Origin of the sequence: Nocardioides kongjuensis, from assembly GCF_013409625.1 — a bacterium.
Lineage (GTDB): Bacteria > Actinomycetota > Actinomycetes > Propionibacteriales > Nocardioidaceae > Nocardioides > Nocardioides kongjuensis.
On sequence record NZ_JACCBF010000001.1, the window covers coordinates 3,153,668 to 3,174,026 of the forward strand.

Genomic DNA, 20,359 nt, shown 5'->3' on the forward strand with positions numbered 1-20,359 from the left:
GGCCGTGACCGTCCACCTCGACGACACCGTCCCGGGGACGATCGCGGTCGTCGCCACGACGGGCAACCGGTTCACCGTGGAGCTGACGCCCACCCCGGGCGTCACCGTGCAGGCCGCCGGCGTCGCGCTGATCGGGAACAGCTGCTGCGGTGCGGCGATGGAGCGTGACCCGGCGACCGGCCGGTACCGGGTGACGGTCGACCTCGACAGCCGGCCGGCGGGGAGCCACTACCTCACCAGCCTGGTCGCTCGGGACACCCCGGGAGCGGCTGGGCCGTACGGCTACTACTGGACCGCACCGGTGAAGGTGACGGTCAGCCACTGAGGTTCACGAGGTTCAGAACCGGCGCAGCTGGTACAGCCCCCGCGTCCGCGCGACGACCGTGCCCTCCTCGTCGGTGACCTCGGCGAGGAGCTCGAAGTCCGACTTGCCGCGCTCGGCGTACTCCGCGAGCACCCGCTCGATCTCGTCGTCCTCGATGCGCGCCCGCGAGACGACCGCGGTCGTGGCCGGACGCAGGAAGTCGATGGTCATCGACTTGATCAGCGGTACGCCGCCCTCCACGACCAGGGAGGTGCGCGGGAGCAGCCCGCCGAGGACCTCGGCGACGGTGAACAGCGAGCCGGCGTACGCCGTCCCGAAGTGGTTGACGTTGGGGGCTGCGGGGATCCGCGCGGCCACCGTGTTCCGCTCCAGCTCGACGACCTCGACCTGCATGGCGTCGAGGATGGGGATGATGCGGCGGACGTCGGCAGTGGTCTCCTGGAGGTCGGTCACGGCGCCACGCTAGCGGGTACGACGATCGTGCCCGGTGCACAACAGCCTCCACGAAGGCTGGACTTCCGCCCATGTCGGGGCCCCTCCCCTCGCGAGGAAACTCGACGAACCGGTCCTTCGGCAGGGAGGGCCGCAGGCAGGAGTTCCCACCATGCGCGAGTGGTCCGAGATCGTCCACGACGTCCAGACGAACTGGCTGGTCTACGCCTCGATGCCGTTCCTGGCCGGGCTGATCGGGTACGTCACCAAGCTGGTCGCGATCAAGATGATGTTCCGGCCGCACCGGTACCGCGGCCTCAAGCCGTTCGGCTGGCAGGGCATCATCCCGCGCCGCGCGCCCGAGATGGTCGAGGTGCTGTGCCAGACGCTGACCGGGCGGCTGGTGTCGTCGGGCGACATCGTCAGCCGGGTCGACGGCAAGGAGCTGGCCCGCAAGATCGAGCGGCCGCTGCGCAAGGAGGTCGCGCGGATCGTGCCGATCGTGGCCGACGAGTACCAGCCGGCGCTGTGGCACGTGCTCCCCGGTCCCGCGAAGGACCTGGTCGTGCAGCGCGCACAGGACGCCGCGGTCGACCTGGTGCCCAAGCTGGTGAAGGCGCTGCGCAAGAACATCGACGACGTCTTCGACCTGCAGGAGATGGTGACGGCCGAGTTCCTCGCCGATCCCGACATCCTCGAGTCGATGTTCCTCGACGTCGGCAAGCGCGAGTTCCGGTTCATCCGCCGCAGCGGCCTGGTGTTCGGCTTCGCGATCGGCATCCTGCAGGCCGCGATCTGGGCGGCCACCCACCAGCCGCTGGTGATGCCGGTCTTCGGCCTGTTCATCGGCTGGTTCACCGACTGGGCGGCGCTGCGGCTGATCTTCAGCCCCAAGGAGCCGACGAGGTACCTCGGCGTGATCACCTGGCAGGGCCTGTTCCTCAAGCACCGGATCCCGGTCTCCCAGGAGTACGGACGCCTGATCGGCACCCGCGTCCTGACCGCTGACCGGATCGTCGCGAGCATGTTCCACGGCCCCTCGCAGCAGAAGATGGTCGACCTCTTCGCGCCGATCATCCAGCGCACGCTGCGCGACGAGCTGGTCGACGTCGAGGCGCACGTCCGCCGTGCGCTGGGCCGGCTGGCCCCGCCCGAGCTCGACCGGCTCGGCCTCGGCGTGGGTGAGCTGTCGGTCGGCTCGGTGCTCGGCGTCCTCGGCGGCGCGGTCACCCGCCCGGTGCGCGAGGCCGCGGGGGTCGGGCTCGACGTGGCCCAGGTCGGCGGCATGGCCGACACGGCGGCCAGTGAGCTCGTCGCGGTGCTGCCGGTGGTCCTGCACGACTCGTTCGGCTACCTCGACGGCCGGCTCCAGATCGAGGCGCTGATGTCGGAGAAGATGGCCGAGATGACGCCCGAGCAGTTCGAGGGCGTCCTGCGCCCGGCCTTCCAGGCCGACGAGCGCACGCTGATCATGGTCGGCGCCGTCCTCGGCTTCCTCGTCGGCGAGCTGCAGGTCCTCCTCGTCGAGCACCTCACCCATGCGTGACACCCGTCACAATGCGTTGCGTAATACATTACGCGCTGCATAGTATCGAGACATCGACAAGCACCACCCACTCACCCAAGGAGAAGCACGATGGCCACCAAGACCAAGAAGAACGACAAGCAGGTCACCGACTACATCAGCGGCCTGGTCGACACCACCAAGGACCTGCTCGACGACCCGACCACCACGGCCGGCGACATCGAGAAGAAGGCCCGCAAGAACGGCAAGAAGGCCACCAAGGCGGTCGTTCCCTCGAAGAAGGACATCAACGGCCTGCGTGACCAGATCAAGGACCTGAGCAAGCAGGCCGAGAAGCTCGCGAAGGTCGGCAAGAGCAACAAGAAGTGACACCGGTGCCGCACCACGGCACCGCACCACCTCCGAGACGCCCGCCCGGTCATCGACCGGCGGGCGTCTCGCACGTCCGCGTCATTCCCCGCCATTCTGCACCGCGTAGCATGGCGACATCCGACCGAGGAGGCTCCATGGGCACCGACGAACCGCGCGTGATCAAGCGCTATGCCAACCGCAAGCTGTACGACACCAGCCGGCGCCAGTTCACCACGCTGGACGACCTGTCCGCCCTGCTCGACACGGGCATCCGGTTCGTCGTACGCGACCACGACTCCGGCCACGACCGCACCGACGAGGTGCTCGCCCAGGTGCTCGGCAGGCGGGTCCGCGTGGGCGGCGGACCGACCGACCTGATCAGCGGATTGCTGCGTGCGCCGGGGCAGATCGCCCAGCAGCTGGTGGGCGAGGTGGCTCCGGAGCCGGAGCCGGAGAAGCCGAAGAAGGCCAAGAAGAAGTCGGCGAAGAAGAAGTCCGGCGAGGCGAGGACGAAGCCGGCGTCGACCGGGGACGACGACGCCAGGGACGCCGAGATCGCCGAGCTCCGCGCCCAGGTCGCCGAGCTCACCCAGGCGGTCTCGGTCCTGGTCCAGGACCGGCTCGCCGAGCGCGGGGCCGCCGACGAGGGCAGCGACAGCGCGTGAGGACGTGCGGCCCGCGTCACAATGCGTTGCGTAATATTCTATGCACTGCGTAAGATCGGGGCGTCCCGCAGCACCCATCCCGCAAGGAGCAGACGATGACCACGACCGCCACGAAGACCACGGCCGCCCGCAAGACCGCCACCAAGGCCGCCACCAAGGCCGCCACCAAGGCCGCCACCAAGACCACCGCCAAGACCACCGCCACCAAGGCGCCGGCGACGAGGAAGGGCACGAAGAGGGGCTCGGACCGCGTGGTCACCGACTACGTCTCGGGCCTGTTCGACTCCGCGAAGGACGTCGTCGACAGCGTGCTCGACACCGCCGGCGACGTCGAGAAGAAGACCCGCAAGAACGCCCGCAAGGCCACCAGGGCGGTGCTGCCCAGCCGCCAGGACGTCAAGGAGCTCCGCGCCCAGATCGAGGACCTCGGCAAGCAGACCCGGAAGCTCGCCAAGCTCGGCAAGTGACCTGCTGCCGCACCGACGCGGGAGCGCCCGGCCACCACGGTGGTCGGGCGCTCCTGCGTTCCGGGGTCACCAGGGTCGCTGCGGCAGGTCCCTGATGTAGGGCGCCAGCAGGGCTGCGGACTGCTCGACGCTCAGCACCTCCGCCGGGTCGAGCGGGATGACCTGCCGCTTCGAGTCGTCGATCTCCCACACGTCCTCACCGACCAGGCGGCCCTCGTCGTCGTACGGCCAGATCATGTGCTCGACGTTCGCGACCAGGTAGTGCGCGGCCGGATCGACCGGGGCGCCGGCAGCGACGAGCACGGAGCCCGGCGTCTGCTGGTAGATGGTCGCGGTGGACACGATCATGTTGTCGCCCACCGCGAGCTGCTCGTCGTCGGTGTAGAACACGCACTGGGCCGTGCCCGACCACTCCTCGTAGACCGCCTGGACCGCCTCGGCACCGTCGAGCACGGTCTGGATGCCGAAGACGTTGAAGTGGTAGACGGGGTGCGCGACCGTCATCTCCGGCGCGAAGATCTCCTTCCAGCGTCCGGCCATCTCGAGGTTGCGGTGCCGGTCGTAGGCCTCCAACAGCCAGCGGTGGCGCGGGTTGGTCGTCGTCTCCATCAGACGACGGACGGCAGCATTGGTCTGGGTGATGTCGAAACGGCTCATGGCTCCACGATCCCCCCGTCCGAGGTCGCGGGTCTTGACAGCGCGCGACCCGTTCTTGACTCTGAGCGACATGTCCCTGATCCGTGGCACGGCGCTCCAGGGGTACGCCGAGCTGGTCGACGAGCTCGGCGGAGACCTCCAGCCACTGCTCGACCTGGCCCACCTGCCGGCCGCGACGATCGGCGACCACGACAGCTTCGTCAGCTACCGCAGCGTCGTGACGGCGCTCGAGGCGGCGGCTGCTGCGACGGGAGCCGACGACTTCGGTCGCCGGCTGGCCACCCGGCAGGGACTGGAGATCCTCGGTCCGCTCGGCGTCGCGGCCCGCACGGCCGGCACGACCGGTGCGGCGCTCCAGGCCATCGAGCAGTACCTGACCGTCTACAGCCCGGCGATCGCGATCACGGTGACCGCGCCGCCGCGCTCGCGGATGGCCGAGCTCGAGTGGCGGATCGTCGTACGGCGTCCTCCCCCGCACCGCCAGGCGGCCGAGCTCGCGCTGGGGGTGGCCCTACGGGTGCTCCAGCTGCTCGCGGGCGCGGACTTCAGTCCGCGGTCGGTCCAGCTGCGGCACCAGCCCCTGGGCGACCCGGCGGCGTACCGCACCTACTTCGGCTGCCCCGTCGCGTTCGCCTCGGAGCGCTACGCCCTGCGCTTCCCGGCCGCGGTGCTGAGCCGGCCGCTCGCTGACGACGGCGACGTGCACGCCCTCGCCCAGCGCTACCTCAGCACCATCGCCGTCCCCACTGCGTCGGCGACGGCAGACACGGTGGCCGAGCTGGTCCGCCACATGCTGCCGACCGGCACCCTCGACCTCGACCTCGTGGCCGGCCAGCTGGCGCTGCACCGACGTACCCTCCAGCGCCAGCTCGCCGAGCAGGGCACGTCCTTCGCCGCCCTCGTCGACCAGGTACGCCGCGACGAGGCCGAGCGCTACCTGCGCGAGACCGACATGCCGCTGGGCCAGCTCGCCGGCGCGCTGGGCCTCAGCGAGCAGAGCGCGCTGTCCCGGGCCAGCCGTCGGTGGTTCGGCATGCCGCCGAAGCAGGTCCGGCAAGCGGCACGGCGCGTGTCGCCCGAGGTCGAGAACGAGGAACGCCAGGTCACGACCTGAGCCGGGCCACCTGGCGACATTCAGGGGTCCGCCTTCCCGACCGGGTCCCCCGCGACCCACCGAGAGGATCCCCATGGGTCGCAGAACGACCTCACCGGCTGGCGGGCGCCGGCCATCGGCTCCGCCGGGTGACCCCCGTGCGCTCGGTCAGGCGACGTCGTAGGTCGCCTGGCCGAGTCGCGGGTGCGCGGATCCCTTGAGCAGCACGTCGGCGACCAGGTCGACGTCGTCGATCATCGGGACGTGGCCGCACCCCGGCAGCGTCACGTGCTCGGCGTCCGGGAGGGCCTTTCGCGCACGGCCGGCCTGGTACGGCAGCAGCACGAGGTCGCGGGTGCCCCAGGCCACCGTGACCGGGATGGCCGGGTCGATGGGGCGGTCGAACGGGAAGCCGCCGTCGATGATCGTCTCCAGCGCCGGCCGAGCGTGCACCAGGCCGCGCACGTCGCCGAGGGCGGCCTCCGGGCTGAGCTTGTGGCCCTTGGTCATCAGCAGGCCGAAGGCGGCGGCGCGGCCGGGCGCCGTCCTGAGGATCGCGGGCGCGACCGGCTGCGCCAGCGTGGCGGCCCCGGTCAGCAGCGTGAAGACCGCCCGGATGTAGGCGAAGTCCACCTGGTTGCGCCAGAACCCGGCGGGCGCGAGCGTGGTCGCGCTGCTCACCAGGTCGTCGGCCGCCGCCTCGAGGGCGATCCGGCCACCGAGCGAGTTGCCCGCGATGTGCGGGCGGTCGAGGCCCTGCTCGACGAAGAAGTCCTCGAGGATGTCGCGCAGGATGTCGCGCACCGGGCGGCCGTCGGGGACCAGCGCCGGGGACTCACCGTGCCCCGGCAGGTCGATCAGGACGAGCTCGCGCTCCTCGGCGAGCCGGTCGACGAGCGGGTACCACGCCTGCCGGCGGTGTCCGATCCCGTGAACCAGGACGAGGGGCTCTCCCGAGCCGATCCGTTCGTGGGCAAGCATGTCGACCTCGCTCTTCCCCGCACCGACGCTGGTGCGGCAGATAGGTGCAACTGTGAGTTGCGGATACCGAGGGTATGGGACGTGCTAGCTGGGCGCAAGCAGCTGTTCGCGCCCGGTTTCTTTACCTTCCCTTCGGCGCCACACCGGCGAACCCTCACTAGGGTCGATCATCGGCACGGCTGTCCCGGGGGGAAACGGTCGCGCGCTCGAATCCCTCGGACAAGGAGATGCTCCCCATGACACTCGCCCGTACGCGCCTGCTCGGCGCCGGCCTCGCCGCTGCACTCGCCTCTGGCACGCTGCTGGCCGCTTCGCCGACGGCGCACGCTGCACCGGTCTTCATCAGTGCCACGACCAGCCAATACCACGACACGGGGCAGGCATCGAGCTGCACCAACAACAGCCCTGCGATCCCCGGAACCCCCGTGGTCCCGGTCGCCGAGAACGGCGCTCCGACCGCGACCTCGGTCTCGACGACCGCCGTCTTCACGAACGGTGGCGATCCCAGCGACGTACTGACGAACACGGCGACTCTTCAGGCGTCGTCCTCGGTGAAGTCGACCAACGGCCTGCCCACCTCGATCACGACGAGCCTCAGTGGCACGGCGGCAGCAACTGCGACCAAGGGCACCTCGACGTGCAATGCCTACGCCTCGGCCGGCCTGGAACTCGACTTCGACCTCACGACGACGGTCCCGCTGTGGGCCACGCTGACCGTCACCAAGAAGGGGCCCGGTTTCATCGAGTCGTACATCTACGAGGACAACGCAGTGCCGTACCAGGACGTGTACGGCCGCAACCTCGATGGCACTGGGACGGTCACCGTTTACCTCCCCCCGGGGCACTACCGAGGATATGTCGAGGGTGACGTCAGCAAGCGCACCGCCACGACATCCACCACCGCCTTCTCCGGCACCGCGAGCATCACCTTCGCCCCGGTCGGCTCCGCGTCCAAGGCCCCGTCCGGCAAGGCGAGCAAGTACGTCGCCCTCCCCGGCACCCGCGCCTGCGCGACCCACAACGCCACCGCCACGCTGACCACCAAGAAGAAGCGGATCAAGCAGATCGAGAAGGTCACCTTCTCGGTCAACGGCAAGAAGGCCGCCACCCTCAAGGGCAAGAAGCTCAAGAAGGGCAAGGCCGTCGGCCTCGGCCTGGCCGACAACGCCGCCGCCGACATCACCGCCACCGTCGCTCTCAAGAACGGCAAGACGCGCACCGTCGACGCCAGCTACCTCGCCTGCACCAGCTGACCGCAGGACGTACCTGCCGAGGGGGCAGGTCCGGCGACGCCGGGCCCGCCCCCTCCGTCGTTCGCCGATTCCGCCGGGTGTCCGGCTAGGTTCGTCACCTCTCGGTTTCTCGGACAAGGAGCTGCTCCCATGACACTCGCTCGCGCACGCCTGCTCAGCGCCGGCCTCGCGACGGCCCTCACGGCGGGTTCGCTCCTCGTCGCGCCGCCGCCCGCTCACGCGACCCCGGTCCTCACCAACGCCCGCCTCTCGTTCGGCGGCGCCGGGTACGGCTACACCACCACGTGCCCTCCCCAGGGTGCGGCGCCAGCGCCGGGCCCGTCCGTCGCGCTCGTCGAGAACGCCGCCCCGGCGAGTGCCAGCCACACGGTGACCCGGAAGTTCGCCGCCCAGAGCGACGCCACCGACTACGTCACCAACAGCGTCACGATCCAGGGCCGCGCCTCGGCCACCACGTCCGGCGGACGACCGACGTCGCTGGCGATGGGCTACAACGGCACGATCACGGCCTCCGCGAGCAAGGGCACCTCGCCGGGGTGCAGTGCCTACACGAGGCTCGGGGTCTTCCTGTCCACCGGCTTCACCCTGACCGCCCCGACCTGGGCGACCATCACCATCGGCGGACAGGGTCCGGGGTCCACCGCGGTTGAGATCTCGCAGTCGTCCGGCGACTTCTACCTCGCCAGGTCCGACGATACCGACGGCGCGGGGAGCTCGACCGTCCTATTGCCCGCAGGCGACTACGAGGCCGCCCTGGGCGGTGACGCGTGGCACCAGACGAAAACCGCCTACACCGGAGCACGCTCGGGCACCGCATCGATCACCTTCGCCGTGCCCGGCTCCGCATCCCAAGCCCCGTCCGGCAAGGCCCGAAAGATCGTCAGGCTCCCCGCGGCCCGCGACTGCGGTACCCACACCGCAACAGCAACCTGGCCGAAGAAGAAGGTGATCCGGTGGAGCGTCGGCCGCGTCACGTTCACGGTCAACGGCACGAAGGTCGCCACGGTGAAGGGCAAGAAGATCCGGAAGGGAAGGCCCGTCGTGCTGCCCCTCGCCGACAACGCCGCCGCCGACATCACCGCCACCGTGATCATGAAGAACGGCACGAAGAGGAAGGTCCGCGCCAGCTACCTCGCCTGCACCAACTGACCACCGACGGGGCGAGCGGCGAGGCTCAGCCTCGGAGGACCTTGTCCATCGCCTTGCCGCGGGCGATCTCGTCCACGAGCTTGTCGAGGTACCGGATCTTCTGCATCAACGGGTCCTCGACGTCCTCGACCCGGATCCCGCAGACCACGCCGGTGATCAGGGACGCCGCGGGGTTGAGCCGGGCGGCGGCGAAGAAGTCCTCGAACGTCGTACCCGCGTCCAGGTGGGCCCGCAGCTCCGTCGGCGAGAAGCCGGTCAGCCAGCAGATCGCCTCGTCGAGCTCGGCCTGCGTGCGCCCCTTCCTCTCGACCTTGGCCACGTAGTGGGAGTAGACCGACGCGACGCTGGTCGAGAAGATACGGTGCACACAGCGCAGGGTAGTTCGAGCGCAGGAAGAGGTGCCTCAAGCGTGGTCGTCGAGCAGGTCCGACCACGCACCAGTCCTGCGGTCGTCGTCGCGATGCTCTCGTGCTGCGGCATCGTGGTCTCGCTGCAGCAGACGCTGCTGCTGCCACTGCTGCCGGACCTCCCGAGGATCCTCGGTACGTCGCCCGACAGCGCCTCCTGGCTGGTGACCGCGACCCTGCTCAGCGGCGCGGTGGCGACCCCCACCATCTCGCGACTGGCCGACATGTACGGCAAGCGCCGGATGATGGTCGTGTCGCTGGGCGTCGCCGTGGTGGGCTCGCTCCTCGGCGCGCTCAGCCAGGCGCTGCCGCTCCTCATCGGGGCGCGGGCCCTCCAGGGAGTCGGGGTCGCGCTGATCCCTGTCGCCATCGCGATCATGCGCGACGAGCTCCCCCGTGACCGGGTGCCGCTCGGCGTCGCCCTGATGAGCGCGACCCTCGCGATCGGAGCCGGCGTCGGTCTGCCGCTGTCCGGGCTGATCGTCGAGCACATGGACTGGCACGCGTCGTTCTGGCTCACCGGCGTGGTCGGGGTCCTGCTCATCGCCGGGACGCTGGCCCTGTTGCCCGAGTCGCCGGTCCGCACGAGCGGCTCCTTCGACCTGCGCGGCGCAGCGCTGCTGTCGGTCGCGCTGACCGCCGTGCTGCTCGCCCTGTCCAAGGGCGGCCAGTGGGGCTGGGCCTCCGCCTCGACCGTCGGCTGCCTCGCCGGCGGCGCGGCCGTGCTGGCGATCTGGATCCCGCTCGAGCTGCGCACCCCGCGGCCGCTGGTCGACGTCCGGGTCGCGGCCCGACGCTCGGTTGTCCTGGTCAACCTCGCCTCGGTGTTCGCGGGATTCGCGATGTTCGCCAACATGCTGGTCACCACCCAGCTGCTGCAGCTGCCTGTCGAGACCGGCTACGGCCGGGGCCTCGACGTCCTCCACACCGGCCTCTGGATGGTCCCCAACGCCGCCGCGTTCGGCCTGATGGCGCCCGTCTCGGCCTGGTTGATCCGCCGGATCGGCCCGCAGGCCACCCTCGTCTCGGGTGCGCTGCTGATGGGCACGGCCTACGTCTGGCGGACCTTCTACAGCGCCGACCTCCCGCAGGTCGTGGTCGGGTCCGTGGTCGTCGGCACCGGCACCGCGATGGTGTACGGCGCCCTGCCGACGCTCGTGATGCGCGCAGTGCCCGTCACCGAGACCGCCTCGGCCAACGGCCTGAACGTGCTCCTGCGCTCCTTCGGCACGTCCACCGCGAGCGCCGCCACCGCCGCGATCACCACGGCCTCGACGCTCACCCTGGCGGGGCGCGAGCTGCCGAGCCTGCACTCGCTGATGCTGATCTTCTGGCTCGCCGCCGCGGCCGCCCTGGCGACGGCACTGATCGGCGTACCCATGCTCCGGATGCGCGAGTACGCCGAGGAGGCGGACCGCTCGGGCGCCGAGAACACCACGCGCGCGCAGATCGTCCAGGGCCAGGTGCTCAGCCTCAAGGGCAACCCGATCCGCCACGCGGTGGTGACGGTGCTGACCCCCGACGGGCGTGCGGTCGACTGGGGCCAGGCCGATGCGGAGGGGCGGTTCGCGGCCGCCGTACCCGAGCCGGCGGACTACCTCGTCGTCACCTCCGCCGACGGCTGGCGCCCGCGCTCGCGGATGATGACGCTCGACAGTGCCGCGCCCGTCCCCCCGATCGTGCTGCGCGAGCGGCTCACCCTGGGCGGCACGATCCGCGCCTCCGACGGGCAGCCCGTCACCGACGCGCTCGTCGTCCTCACCCGCGCCACCGGCGAGCTGGTCACCACGGTCCGCACCGACCACGAGGGCCGCTACGAGGTCCCGCGGCCGGCCAACGGGCGCTACGTGCTCACCGTCGCCGGTCCCACCGAGGCGCTCGGCGCCCGCACGCTCAGCGTGTGGGAGGAGGCCCGTGACTTCGACCTCGACCTCGGCACGCCCCTGGCCGACGCCACCTGACGTTCCTCCTGCGGGCCCGACACCGAGGTCTAGCCTCGGGGCATGAGCGACGTCTCCTCGGCCCGTCAGCACACCCTCGGCGACCTGCCCCGGCGCACGGCGCAGCGCGTGCCCGACAAGGTCGCCGTGATCGACGGGGACACCCGGCTGACGTTCGCCGAGCTGGACGCGTACGTCGAGCGCACGGCCGCCGCGATCACCGCGGCCGGGCTCGCCAAGGGCGACCGGCTCGCGCTGCTCAGCCACAACTGCTGGCAGTTCGCGGTGCTCGACTTCGCCGCCGCGCGCGCCGGCGTCGTGCTGGTGCCGATCAACTTCATGCTCGGCGCCGACGAGATCGCGTTCATCCTCGACCACAGCGGCGCCACCGGGTTCGTCGTCGAGGACGCGCTGGTGCCGGTGGCCGACGCCGCGCTCGCCGCGGCCGCCGGCGCGCAGGTGCGGGAGCGGCGGGTGGTCCGCGTCGCCGGGGACGCGGCTCCTGACGGCTGGGAGGACCTGTCCGGCTGGCTGGAGCACGAGGGCCCGGCGGTCGTCGTACCGATGGCCGACGACGACCCGGTCCGGATGATGTTCACCTCCGGCACCGAGTCGCGGCCCAAGGGCGCGCTGCTGAGCAGCCGGTCGCTGCTGTGGCAGTACGTCTCGTGTGCCCTGGACGGGTCGATGAGCGCCGACGACGTCGAGCTGCACACGCTGCCGCTCTACCACTGCGCGCAGCTCGACTGCTTCCTCGGCACCGACGTCTACCTCGGCGCCACCAGCATCATCCTGCCCGGCCCCGACCCGGCGAGGGTGCTGCGCGCCATCGCCGAGCACCGGGTCACGAAGTTCTTCGCGCCCCCGACCGTGTGGATCGGCCTGCTGCGCCACCCCGACTTCGACACGACCGACCTGTCCAGCCTGCGCAAGGGCTACTACGGCGCCTCGCCGATGCCGGTCGAGGTGCTGCGCGAGCTCCAGCAGCGGCTGCCCGACGTCGCGCTGTGGAACTTCTACGGCCAGACCGAGATGGCCCCGCTCGCCACGATCCTGGGCCCCGACGAGCAGCTGGCGTACGCCGGCTCGGCCGGCCGCCCGTCGATCAACGTCGAGACCCGGATCGTCGACGACCTCGACGTCCCGGTCCCGGCGGGCACCGTCGGCGAGATCGTGCACCGCAGCCCGCACGCGACGCTGGGCTACCACGACGACCCGGAGAAGACGGCGGAGGCCTTCCGTGGCGGCTGGTTCCACTCCGGCGACCTCGGCTACCTCGACGACACCGGTCACCTCTACGTCGTCGACCGCAAGAAGGACATGATCAAGACCGGTGGCGAGAACGTCGCGAGCCGGGAGGTCGAGGAGGCGATCTACACCCACCCCGACGTCGCGGAGGTCGCCGTCTTCGGCGTCAGCCACCCGCGCTGGGTGGAGGCGGTCGCGGCGGTCGTCGTACCCCGTGCGGGGACGGACCTGTCCCCCGACGACGTCCTCACCCACGCTCGGTCGGTGCTGGCCGGCTACAAGGCGCCCAAGTACGTCGTCCTCGCCGAGGCCCTCCCCAAGAACCCCAGCGGCAAGATCCTCAAGCGCCAGCTCCGCGACGCGCACGCCGACCTGTCGGCCGGAGAGGACTGACGTGCTCCTCGACCTGCAGCTGGACGCCCGCCCCGACGCCGTGCGCGAGCGGGCCCGGGAGCTCGCGGAGGCCGGCGCCGCCGGCCTGTTCACCTTCGAGGGGCCGCACGACGTCTTCCTGCCCCTCGCCGCCGTCGCCGGCCAGGTCGACGCCGACCTGATGACCAACGTCGCGATCGCGATGCCGCGCTCGCCGATGCACCTGGCGCACACCGCCTGGGACCTCCAGCTCATGTCGGGCGGCCGGTTCCGGCTCGGCCTGGGCTCGCAGATCCAGCCCCACGTCGAGAAGAGGTACGGCGCCCGCTGGTCCCCGCCCGCCGCGCGGATGCGCGAGATCGTCGGCGCCGTCAAGGCGATCCTGCACTCCTGGCAGTCGGGCGAACGCCTCGACTTCCGCGGCGAGCACACCACCCACACCCTGATGCCGCCGACCTTCGTCCCCGGCCCGAACCCCTACGGCCCGCCGCCCGTCCTCCTCGGCGCCCTCGGCCCCCTGATGACCCGCACCGCCGCGGAGGTCGCCGACGGCCTGCTGGTCATGCCGTTCCACAGCCACCGCCACTTCCGCGAGCGCACGCTGCCCGCGATCGCCGAGGGACTCGCGCTCGCCGGGCGGTCGGCGGCGGACTTCGCCGTGCATCCCCAGGCCATCGTGGCGATGGGCCGCACCGAGGCGCAGGTGGTTGCCGCGCGGGCGGGGGTGCGGGCCCTGCTCGCGTTCTACGGCTCCACGCCGGCGTACCGGCCCGTCCTCGAGGTCGAGGGCTGGGCCGACCTCCAGCCCGAGCTCAACCGCCTCTCCAAGACCGGCGACGTGGCCGCCATGTCCGCCCTCGTCGACGACACGGTGCTCGACACCCTCGCCGTCGCGGGCACGCCCGAGCAGTGCGCGGCCGAGCTCCACCGGCGCTTCGGCGGCGTCCGCGGCGTCGAGCGGGTGTGCTGCTACTTCCCCGGCTACGACCCACCGCTGGAGCAGGTCGCCGCGCTGGCTGTTGCTCTGCGCTGACCTCGGGCGGCACCGGGTCGGGCTGTCCGTCCGCCGTGCTGTAACACGTAGTTCGCGGGCCCACCGGGCCCGTGTCGGCTGTAGCAGACCCGCACAGCACCCCCTTCGCGACGTCTTGGGCCCGGGAGAGCAGGAGACAACGTGTTACAGCGCACCCGCCGCGCGGGCTGCCCGTCCGGCCATGCTGTAACACGCAGTTCGCGCACCTACCGGGCCCGTGTCGGCTGTAGCAGACCCGCACAGCACCCACTTCGCGACGTCTTGGGCCCGGGAGAGCAGCAGACAACGTGTTACAAGCGCCCGGACGACCCGCCACGAGCGCGCGCGACCCCTCAGCCCCGGAAGGCGGGCTTCTCCTTGGCCAGGAACGCCCGGACCCCCTCGGCGAAGTCCGGGCCGCCGTAGACCTCCCGCAGCAACGGCTCCTCGTCCACCGGTGCGGTCTCGGTGATGGATGCTCGGCGGCGCAGCTGCTGCTTGGTGACCCGCAGGGTGACGGGCGAGGCCTGGAGGATCCCCTCGACCAACCCGGAGACCTCGGCGTCGAGCGCGGCCCGGTCGGCCACCTCGGCGAGGATCGCGCCGGCGGCGTACGCGCGGTCGGCGGTGACCAGGCGCGAGGCGAGGAGCATCTCGCGGGTGAGGGACTCGCCGAAGACCTCGGCGCAGCGGTAGAGGACCGGCGAGGAGAGGGCGTTGCCGAGGGTGCGGGCGATCGGGTAGCCGAACCGGGAGGACGCGGTCGCCACGCGCAGGTCGCAGGTGGTGGCGACGGCCAGGCCGCCGCCGACGCAGACGCCGTCGATCGCGGCGACGGTGACCTGCGGGAGCGCGAACAGGCCGTCGAGCATCTCGCGGATCCAGGTCTCGTACTCGACCGCGTCGGCCTCGAGGAAGTCGGAGATCTCGTTGCCGGCCGCGAAGGCCTTGCCGCCCTCGCCCCTGAGCACGACGACCCGCACTGACCGGTCCTCGGCCAGCTCGAGCCACAGCTCGCGCATCGCGCGGTACATCGCCTTCGTGAAGGCGTTGCGTCGCTCGGGACGGTTGAAGGTCACCTCGACCACACCGGGGTGGTCACGGTCGATCAGCAGCTCAGCACTCACGTCCGCGAGGGTACGGCGGCCAGGAGTGCGTCCCGCATCCGCGTCCGGCTGGTGAGGAGCCCGAGCCCGACACCGAGCGCGTTGGCGACCGCATCGCGCCAGTCCATCATCCGGTCGGTGGTGAGCGTGCCCTGAGCGATCTCGAGCCCGATGCCGAGCAGCACCAGTGCAGCGGCCACGGCGAGCAGCGGCCGGCCGGGACGGAACAGCTGCACCGCGGTCGACGACAGCAGCCCGTAGACCACGAGGTGCTCCCACTTGTCGCTCGCCGGTACACCGGGCGCCGGCGGCGGCGAGCCCAGCGACAGGACGACCACCGCGAGCACGAGAGCCAGCCAGGCTCCCAGCCACAGCCAGGGCAGGTGCAGCGCCTTCACGCCGAGCGCTCGCGTACGACGAACGCGGCCACCACGCCCGCGAGAGCGCCGAACAGGTGTCCCTGCCAGGACACGCCGGGGGTCCCGGGAAGCACGCCCCACAGCACGCCGCCGTAGACCACCAGCACACCGAGCCCGACGAGGATCTCCAGCGGCTCGTGGTCGACGAAGCCCTGCACGACCAGGTAGGTCAACCATCCGAAGATCAGCCCCGACGCCCCCAGGTGCACCGAGCTGCCTCCGGCGACCAGCCAGACCGCGAGGCCGCCGAGCAGCCAGATGACCAGGGTCGCGACGAGTCCGCGGCCGATGCCGGTGGCGAGCGTGAGGAAGCCGAGCACCAGCGCCGGCACCGTGTTCGCGCTCAGGTGCCCCCACCCGCCGTGCAGGAGTGGCGCCGCGAGGATGCCGAGCAGGCCCTCACCGGACCGCGGCCGGATGCCCCAGCCGTCGAGCCGGTGCGAGGCGGCGACGTCGACGAGCTCGATCCCCCACAGCAGGACGACGAAGCCGACCGCACCGATCGCGGCCACCTGCCAGCCGGGCCGGGCGCGGAGGTCGCTCACGCGACGTCCCAGGTCGCGACCCAGTACTGCACGCCGTACGGCGCGTCGTCGTAGGTCACCTCCGCCTCGGCCAGCGACGGCAGCCCGGGCAGGCAGTCGGTGTCGGCCCACAGGTCGGCCGCCAGCGCAGGGTCGATCCCGTCGAAGGACACCCGGAGCGAGGCGTCGAACGCCTCCGCCCGCTCGTCGAAGTGCCCGGGCGCCTTCTCGGTGCGCTTGGCAGAGCCGTTGCCGACCACGAGCAGGCCGCTCTCGCCGTCGGCGACCACCTCGCCACCGACCGCAGCCACCAGCGCCTCGGCGACCCGCTCGCCCGAGGACCCCGACGCGACCACCCGCACCCGCGGCCCCAGCGCAGCCACCGCCGCGAGACAGGCCGCACGCAGGTCGGCGACCGGGTCCTCCAGCGAGGCGTACGACGGCAGCAGGGCCGGGACGCCCGGCACGAGCGCGATCACTGGATGCCCCGGATGGCGCGCAGCGGCGCTCGACGCCCGGCGATCGACCACACCATGTCCACGGTCTGCCGGGTCTCGACGACCTGGTGGACCCGGTAGATCCGGGCACCGGCGAGCGCGCAGACCGACGTGGCGGCCAGCGTGCCGAGCAGCCGCTCGCCGACCTCGAGCCCCAGGGTCTCGCCCACGAAGTCCTTGTTGGACAACGACACGAGGACCGGCCAGCCGGTCGCGACCATCTCTCCCAGCCGGCGGGTGACCTCGAGCGAGTGGAAGGTGTTCTTGCCGAAGTCGTGGGCCGGGTCGATCACGATCGACTCCCGCGCGACGCCCGCCTCCAGCGCCCGCTCGGCGTAGGCGACGGTGTCGGCGATCGCGGAGGCCACCACGTCGTCGTACTCGATCCGGTAGGGACGGGTCCGCGGCGTCACGCCGCCGGTGTGGGTGCAGATGATCGCGGCGTCGTGCTGCGCCGCGACGTCGACCAGCTCGGGGTCCGCGCCGCCCCACGCGTCGTTGAGGACGTCGGCGCCGGCCGCGCACACGGCGGCGCCGACCTCGGCCCGCCAGGTGTCGACCGAGATGACCAGCTCGGGGTAGGTCTCCCGCACCCGCGCGACGAAGTCGACGACCCGGGCCTTCTCCTCGGCCGCCGAGATCTCGACGCCGGGCGCGGCCTTGATGCCGCCGATGTCGACGATCTCCGCGCCCTGCGCGACCACCTCGGCGACCCGCGCGAACGCGGCGTCCTCGGCCCAGGTGGCGCCCTTGTCGAAGAACGAGTCCGGCGTCCGGTTGACGATCGCCATCATCAGCGCCTCGTCGTCCCCGAACGCGTGCCGTCCGAGCTTCATCACAGGTACGCCTCCGCCGCCGGTCGCTCGAGGGTCGGTACGACGCGCTCCACCGGCTCGAGCCCGCGCAGGTACTGTCGCAGCACCGCCTCCCCGTCGGCACCGGCCCCCGCCACGCCGGCCCGCGCGAGGGCGGCCGCGAGGATCTGGGTCGCCATGCCGCCGAGGTCGCGCAGCGCCTGGTGCCGGTGCGCCCGCACGCCGAGGTCGACCTGGGCGATGGCCCCGGGGCCGGCCCGGCGGACCGTGTCGACGAGCGCGGCCAGCTCGACGGCGTACCCGGTCGGGACCGACAGCCCGGCGAACCAGGTGCGTCGTACGGCCCACTCCCCTGCCAGCGGCTGCACCAGGCCCGCCAGGGCAGGGAACAGCAGCGCGATCAGCGGCCGCGCGACCAGCTCGGTGACCCGGCCGCCCTCGAGGGGACCGTCGGCGCCGGGACGGTCGTAGAAGCCCTTCACCAGCTGCACCTCGGGCTCGTGCAGCAGCGGGCCGAGCAGGCCGGGCACGAAGTGGGTGTCCCAGTCGTGCAGGTCGGCGTCCATGAAGACCACGAGGTCGCCCGACGTCACGAACAGCGACTTCCACATCGCCTCGCCCTTGCCCGGGTGGGTGCCGAGGTCGGGGCGGATCTCGGCGGAGCGGTGCACCCGCGCACCGGCGGACTCCGCGACGGCGTACGTGTCGTCGACGGAGTCGCTGTCGATCACGACCACCTCGTCGACGAGCGACACCGTGTCCATCAGTGCCGAGCGGACCCGGGACACGACGTCACCGACGGTGGCCGCCTCGTTGCGGGCGGGTACGACGAGGCTGACGCGCTGCCCGGTAGCGGCTTTCCGCCCCAGCAGTCCCTCGAGGGCCCAGTCGTCCCAGTGGCCGGCCCGGATGCCCATGCCCGTCAACCTACCCCGCGCATTCGAGGGTCCGATCGCCTCCCCAACCCCTGAACCCGGTGTTAGTGTCGAAGGGTCTCGGGAATTGTGGGTGCTCCCTCCCCCCTGGAGTTGGTCATGTCGTTTCGCCGTTTCCGACGCAAGGTGCGCTGCGTGCTCAAGCACGGGCCTCGCGGCTGTCCGCACATCGAGCGCCACACCCGCCGCCCGCGACGACGCGCACCTGCGCAGTCGATCGAGGGGCCCGACCGGATGCCCGCGCCACCGCTGGCCCCGCCCCCACTCGGGAGGCACGCCCGCAGCTGAGCGCCCTCGACCCCCAGGCTCGTCCCCCAAGCTCGCCCCCGAGGCTCAGGCCCCGAGGAACGTGCGGACCGCAGTGACCACGGCCCGCGCGTAGCGACGGCGTCCCGCGTCGCTCTCCATCACCGCGGCGTCACCGGCGTCGCGCATGTTTCCGAGCTCGGCCATCACCACCGGCACGTCGGAGTGGTTGAGGGTGCCGAGGTCCGTGCGGACGTCGATCCCGTCCTCGCCGAGGTACGTCGACGGCGCGAACCCCGCGCGGACGAGCGCGTCGCGCAGCGCGAGCGCCAACCGCTCCGACGGCGCGACGACGTCGTCGGTCCAGCCGGACCGCTCGCCGGGCCTGATCACGTGGAACCCGTGCGCGGTCGACGACCGGTTCCCGTCGGCGTGCAGGCTGATCCGCACGTCGGCCGTCGGCCCCGGCTCGCCCGGGTTGCCGATCCGCCCGCGCTCGTCGATGCACGGTCCCCACTCCGAGGCGGAGTTGTCGTCGCGTGTCATCACCACCCGCGCTCCCAGTGCACGCAGCCGGCGGCGTACCTCCACCGCCACCTGCCAGGTGAAGGTCGCCTCCGGGTAGCCGTCGTCGGTGGACGTGCCCGTCGTGTTGCAGGCCTTGTCGAAGCCGCCGGCGTCGACCAGCCGGTCGACCTCGGCCGGGAACCGCCCGTTGCCGAGCTGGTGCCCCGGGTCGAGGACGACGACGCGGCCGGCGAGCGGCTGCGGCGCGGGAGAGGGCGGCGTCGGCGCGGTCACCGACGCGCTCGGCGCCGGCTCGGTCGGCGAGGGCGCCGGCGTCCCTCCCGGGCCGTCCGTCGTGCACCCCGCCACGAGCAGCGCGACGGCGATCAGGGCAGCGGGCGCGGGACTCACGCGTACCCCAGCACGTCCTTCCGCTTCTCGCCCCACGCCAGCGCGGAGGAGATCGCCTCGTCCAGCGAGAGCTCGGTGCGCCAGCCCAGCAGCCGGAGCGCCTTGTCGGCGTTGGCGTACGCACCGGCCGCGTCGCCCGGTCGTGCCGGCGCCTCGACGACGGGGACCGGCTTCCCGACCACGCGCTCGACGGCCGCGAGCAGCTCGCGCACGGTCACGCCGTCGCCGGAGCCGAGGTTGATGTAGGTGTACGGCGCCCCGACCTCCTCCAGGACGGAGTCGAACTCCTCGATCGCCCGCACGTGCGCGCGGGCCAGGTCCCAGACGTGGATGTAGTCGCGGATACCCGTGCCGTCACGGGTCGGGTGGTCGGTGCCGGTGAGCGTGAAGCTCTCCCGGTAGCCGAGCGCGGTCTGCGCCATCAGCGGCACCACGTGGGTCGCGTCGCGCAGGTGGTAGCCGGTCGTCAGGTCGGGGTCGGCACCGATCGGGTTGAAGTAGCGCAGGATGATCGCCCGCAGGTCCGTGGCCTTCGCGAGGTCCTCGAGGACCTGCTCCATCATCCGCTTGGTCCGGGCGTACGGCGAGGTCGGGTCGACCGCGTCCTCCTCGGTCACCTCGAACTGCGGGGTGAGCGCGTACAGCGAGGCCGTCGAGGAGAACAGGATCCGCGGCTTGCCCAGCGCCGTGAGCTCGTCGAACATCTCCAGCGACTTCGCCACGTTGTCGCGGTAGTACTCGTAGGGCAGCTCGACCGACTCCGGCACGACGATCCTTGCCGCCATGTGCACGGTCGCGTCGAGGTCGGGGTGCTCGGACACGATCCGGCGCAGCAGCGCCCGGTCCGCGACGTCGCCCTCGTAGAAGATGCGGTCGCCGACGTACGCCCGCGGTCCGCTCAGCAGGGAGTCGAGGACCACCGGCGTGTGGCCGGCCTGCTCGAGCGCCTTCGCCGTGATCGATCCGAGGTACCCGGCGCCGCCGGTCACGAGAACCTTCATGCCCCGACCCTACTGAGAGTC

At 71.8% G+C, this 20,359-nt stretch carries 23 protein-coding genes; 11 read left to right on the plus strand and 12 right to left on the minus strand.

Annotated features, from left to right (window positions below):
• Nucleotides 1–4 precede the first annotated feature (4 nt).
• Nucleotides 5–325 carry a hypothetical protein gene (locus tag BJ958_RS15190; RefSeq protein ID WP_179727762.1) on the plus strand — a complete coding sequence of 107 codons (321 nt, stop codon included), beginning with the start codon at nt 5–7 and terminating at the stop codon, nt 323–325.
• A 12-nt stretch (nt 326–337) separates the two neighbouring features.
• Here BJ958_RS15190 and BJ958_RS15195 read toward each other — a convergent pair whose 3' ends face one another.
• The gene (locus BJ958_RS15195) at nt 338–778 is read right to left on the minus strand and encodes a YiiD C-terminal domain-containing protein (RefSeq protein WP_179727765.1); all 441 of its coding nucleotides are present in this window, start codon (nt 776–778) and stop codon (nt 338–340) included.
• Between the two features lie 151 nt (nt 779–929).
• On the opposite strand from BJ958_RS15195, the gene BJ958_RS15200 reads away from it, so the two are divergent.
• From BJ958_RS15200 to BJ958_RS15215, 4 genes are all read left to right on the plus strand, one after another.
• Complete coding sequence (locus tag BJ958_RS15200; protein ID WP_179727767.1) at nt 930–2,303, plus strand: DUF445 domain-containing protein; 1,374 nt, start codon at nt 930–932, stop codon at nt 2,301–2,303.
• A gap of 90 nt (nt 2,304–2,393) precedes the next feature.
• Nucleotides 2,394–2,651: a hypothetical protein gene (locus tag BJ958_RS15205; RefSeq protein ID WP_179727769.1), complete on the plus strand. Its 258-nt coding sequence runs from the start codon at nt 2,394–2,396 to the stop codon at nt 2,649–2,651.
• 137 nt (nt 2,652–2,788) lie between these two features.
• A complete protein-coding gene (locus BJ958_RS15210) occupies nt 2,789–3,298 on the plus strand; it encodes a polyhydroxyalkanoate synthesis regulator DNA-binding domain-containing protein (RefSeq protein WP_179727771.1) in 510 nt (169 codons plus the stop codon).
• A 95-nt stretch (nt 3,299–3,393) separates the two neighbouring features.
• Nucleotides 3,394–3,765, plus strand: a complete 372-nt coding sequence (locus BJ958_RS15215) for a hypothetical protein (RefSeq protein WP_179727773.1) — start codon at nt 3,394–3,396, stop codon at nt 3,763–3,765.
• A 66-nt stretch (nt 3,766–3,831) separates the two neighbouring features.
• Here the strand turns inward: BJ958_RS15215 and BJ958_RS15220 are convergent, their stop codons facing one another.
• Nucleotides 3,832–4,422 (minus strand): hypothetical protein, encoded by a 591-nt coding sequence (locus BJ958_RS15220; protein WP_179727775.1) that lies wholly within the window; start codon nt 4,420–4,422, stop codon nt 3,832–3,834.
• Nucleotides 4,423–4,492: 70 nt separating this feature from the next.
• Between BJ958_RS15220 and BJ958_RS15225 the strand changes: the two genes are divergently transcribed.
• On the plus strand, nt 4,493–5,536 hold the full coding sequence (locus BJ958_RS15225) for an AraC family transcriptional regulator (RefSeq protein ID WP_179727777.1): 1,044 nt from the start codon (nt 4,493–4,495) through the stop codon (nt 5,534–5,536).
• Between the two features lie 147 nt (nt 5,537–5,683).
• Here BJ958_RS15225 and BJ958_RS15230 read toward each other — a convergent pair whose 3' ends face one another.
• Nucleotides 5,684–6,496, minus strand: a complete 813-nt coding sequence (locus tag BJ958_RS15230; RefSeq protein WP_179727778.1) for an alpha/beta fold hydrolase — start codon at nt 6,494–6,496, stop codon at nt 5,684–5,686.
• Nucleotides 6,497–6,732: 236 nt separating this feature from the next.
• Between BJ958_RS15230 and BJ958_RS15235 the strand changes: the two genes are divergently transcribed.
• Nucleotides 6,733–7,749 (plus strand): hypothetical protein, encoded by a 1,017-nt coding sequence (locus tag BJ958_RS15235; RefSeq protein ID WP_179727780.1) that lies wholly within the window; start codon nt 6,733–6,735, stop codon nt 7,747–7,749.
• Between the two features lie 129 nt (nt 7,750–7,878).
• Entirely contained in the window at nt 7,879–8,898 is a 1,020-nt protein-coding gene (locus tag BJ958_RS15240) for a hypothetical protein (protein ID WP_179727782.1), read from the plus strand.
• Between the two features lie 25 nt (nt 8,899–8,923).
• Here the strand turns inward: BJ958_RS15240 and BJ958_RS15245 are convergent, their stop codons facing one another.
• A complete protein-coding gene (locus tag BJ958_RS15245) occupies nt 8,924–9,265 on the minus strand; it encodes a DUF2200 family protein (protein WP_179727784.1) in 342 nt (113 codons plus the stop codon).
• Nucleotides 9,266–9,307: 42 nt separating this feature from the next.
• On the opposite strand from BJ958_RS15245, the gene BJ958_RS15250 reads away from it, so the two are divergent.
• Genes BJ958_RS15250 through BJ958_RS15260 form a run of 3 tightly spaced genes read left to right on the plus strand, consistent with a single transcriptional unit; the run spans nt 9,308 to nt 13,898 of the window.
• Nucleotides 9,308–11,266 carry an MFS transporter gene (locus BJ958_RS15250; protein ID WP_179727786.1) on the plus strand — a complete coding sequence of 653 codons (1,959 nt, stop codon included), beginning with the start codon at nt 9,308–9,310 and terminating at the stop codon, nt 11,264–11,266.
• 42 nt (nt 11,267–11,308) lie between these two features.
• Entirely contained in the window at nt 11,309–12,886 is a 1,578-nt protein-coding gene (locus tag BJ958_RS15255; RefSeq protein WP_179727788.1) for a fatty acyl-CoA synthetase, read from the plus strand.
• 1 nt (nt 12,887) lies between these two features.
• Nucleotides 12,888–13,898, plus strand: a complete 1,011-nt coding sequence (locus BJ958_RS15260) for a TIGR03617 family F420-dependent LLM class oxidoreductase (protein ID WP_179727790.1) — start codon at nt 12,888–12,890, stop codon at nt 13,896–13,898.
• 332 nt (nt 13,899–14,230) lie between these two features.
• Here BJ958_RS15260 and BJ958_RS15265 read toward each other — a convergent pair whose 3' ends face one another.
• The 8 genes from BJ958_RS15265 to galE all read right to left on the minus strand — a co-directional run bounded on the left by BJ958_RS15265 (nt 14,231) and on the right by galE (nt 20,338).
• Nucleotides 14,231–15,004, minus strand: a complete 774-nt coding sequence (locus BJ958_RS15265; protein WP_179727792.1) for an enoyl-CoA hydratase-related protein — start codon at nt 15,002–15,004, stop codon at nt 14,231–14,233.
• Entirely contained in the window at nt 15,001–15,381 is a 381-nt protein-coding gene (locus tag BJ958_RS15270; protein ID WP_179727794.1) for a VanZ family protein, read from the minus strand. Before BJ958_RS15270 ends, BJ958_RS15265 begins: the two co-directional genes overlap by 4 nt.
• Nucleotides 15,378–15,947: a rhomboid family intramembrane serine protease gene (locus BJ958_RS27960; RefSeq protein WP_273516564.1), complete on the minus strand. Its 570-nt coding sequence runs from the start codon at nt 15,945–15,947 to the stop codon at nt 15,378–15,380. The genes BJ958_RS15270 and BJ958_RS27960 overlap by 4 nt, the downstream gene beginning before the upstream one ends.
• Complete coding sequence (locus tag BJ958_RS15280) at nt 15,944–16,405, minus strand: class III extradiol ring-cleavage dioxygenase family protein (protein WP_179727796.1); 462 nt, start codon at nt 16,403–16,405, stop codon at nt 15,944–15,946. The genes BJ958_RS27960 and BJ958_RS15280 overlap by 4 nt, the downstream gene beginning before the upstream one ends.
• Nucleotides 16,402–17,259 carry a dihydropteroate synthase gene (gene folP, locus BJ958_RS15285; protein WP_218865777.1) on the minus strand — a complete coding sequence of 286 codons (858 nt, stop codon included), beginning with the start codon at nt 17,257–17,259 and terminating at the stop codon, nt 16,402–16,404. The genes BJ958_RS15280 and folP overlap by 4 nt, the downstream gene beginning before the upstream one ends.
• Complete coding sequence (locus BJ958_RS15290; RefSeq protein ID WP_179727798.1) at nt 17,259–18,155, minus strand: glucosyl-3-phosphoglycerate synthase; 897 nt, start codon at nt 18,153–18,155, stop codon at nt 17,259–17,261. The genes folP and BJ958_RS15290 overlap by 1 nt, the downstream gene beginning before the upstream one ends.
• A gap of 351 nt (nt 18,156–18,506) precedes the next feature.
• Nucleotides 18,507–19,337 (minus strand): N-acetylmuramoyl-L-alanine amidase, encoded by an 831-nt coding sequence (locus tag BJ958_RS15295; RefSeq protein ID WP_179727799.1) that lies wholly within the window; start codon nt 19,335–19,337, stop codon nt 18,507–18,509.
• Nucleotides 19,334–20,338: a UDP-glucose 4-epimerase GalE gene (gene galE / locus BJ958_RS15300; RefSeq protein ID WP_179727800.1), complete on the minus strand. Its 1,005-nt coding sequence runs from the start codon at nt 20,336–20,338 to the stop codon at nt 19,334–19,336. The genes BJ958_RS15295 and galE overlap by 4 nt, the downstream gene beginning before the upstream one ends.
• Nucleotides 20,339–20,359 lie beyond the last annotated feature (21 nt).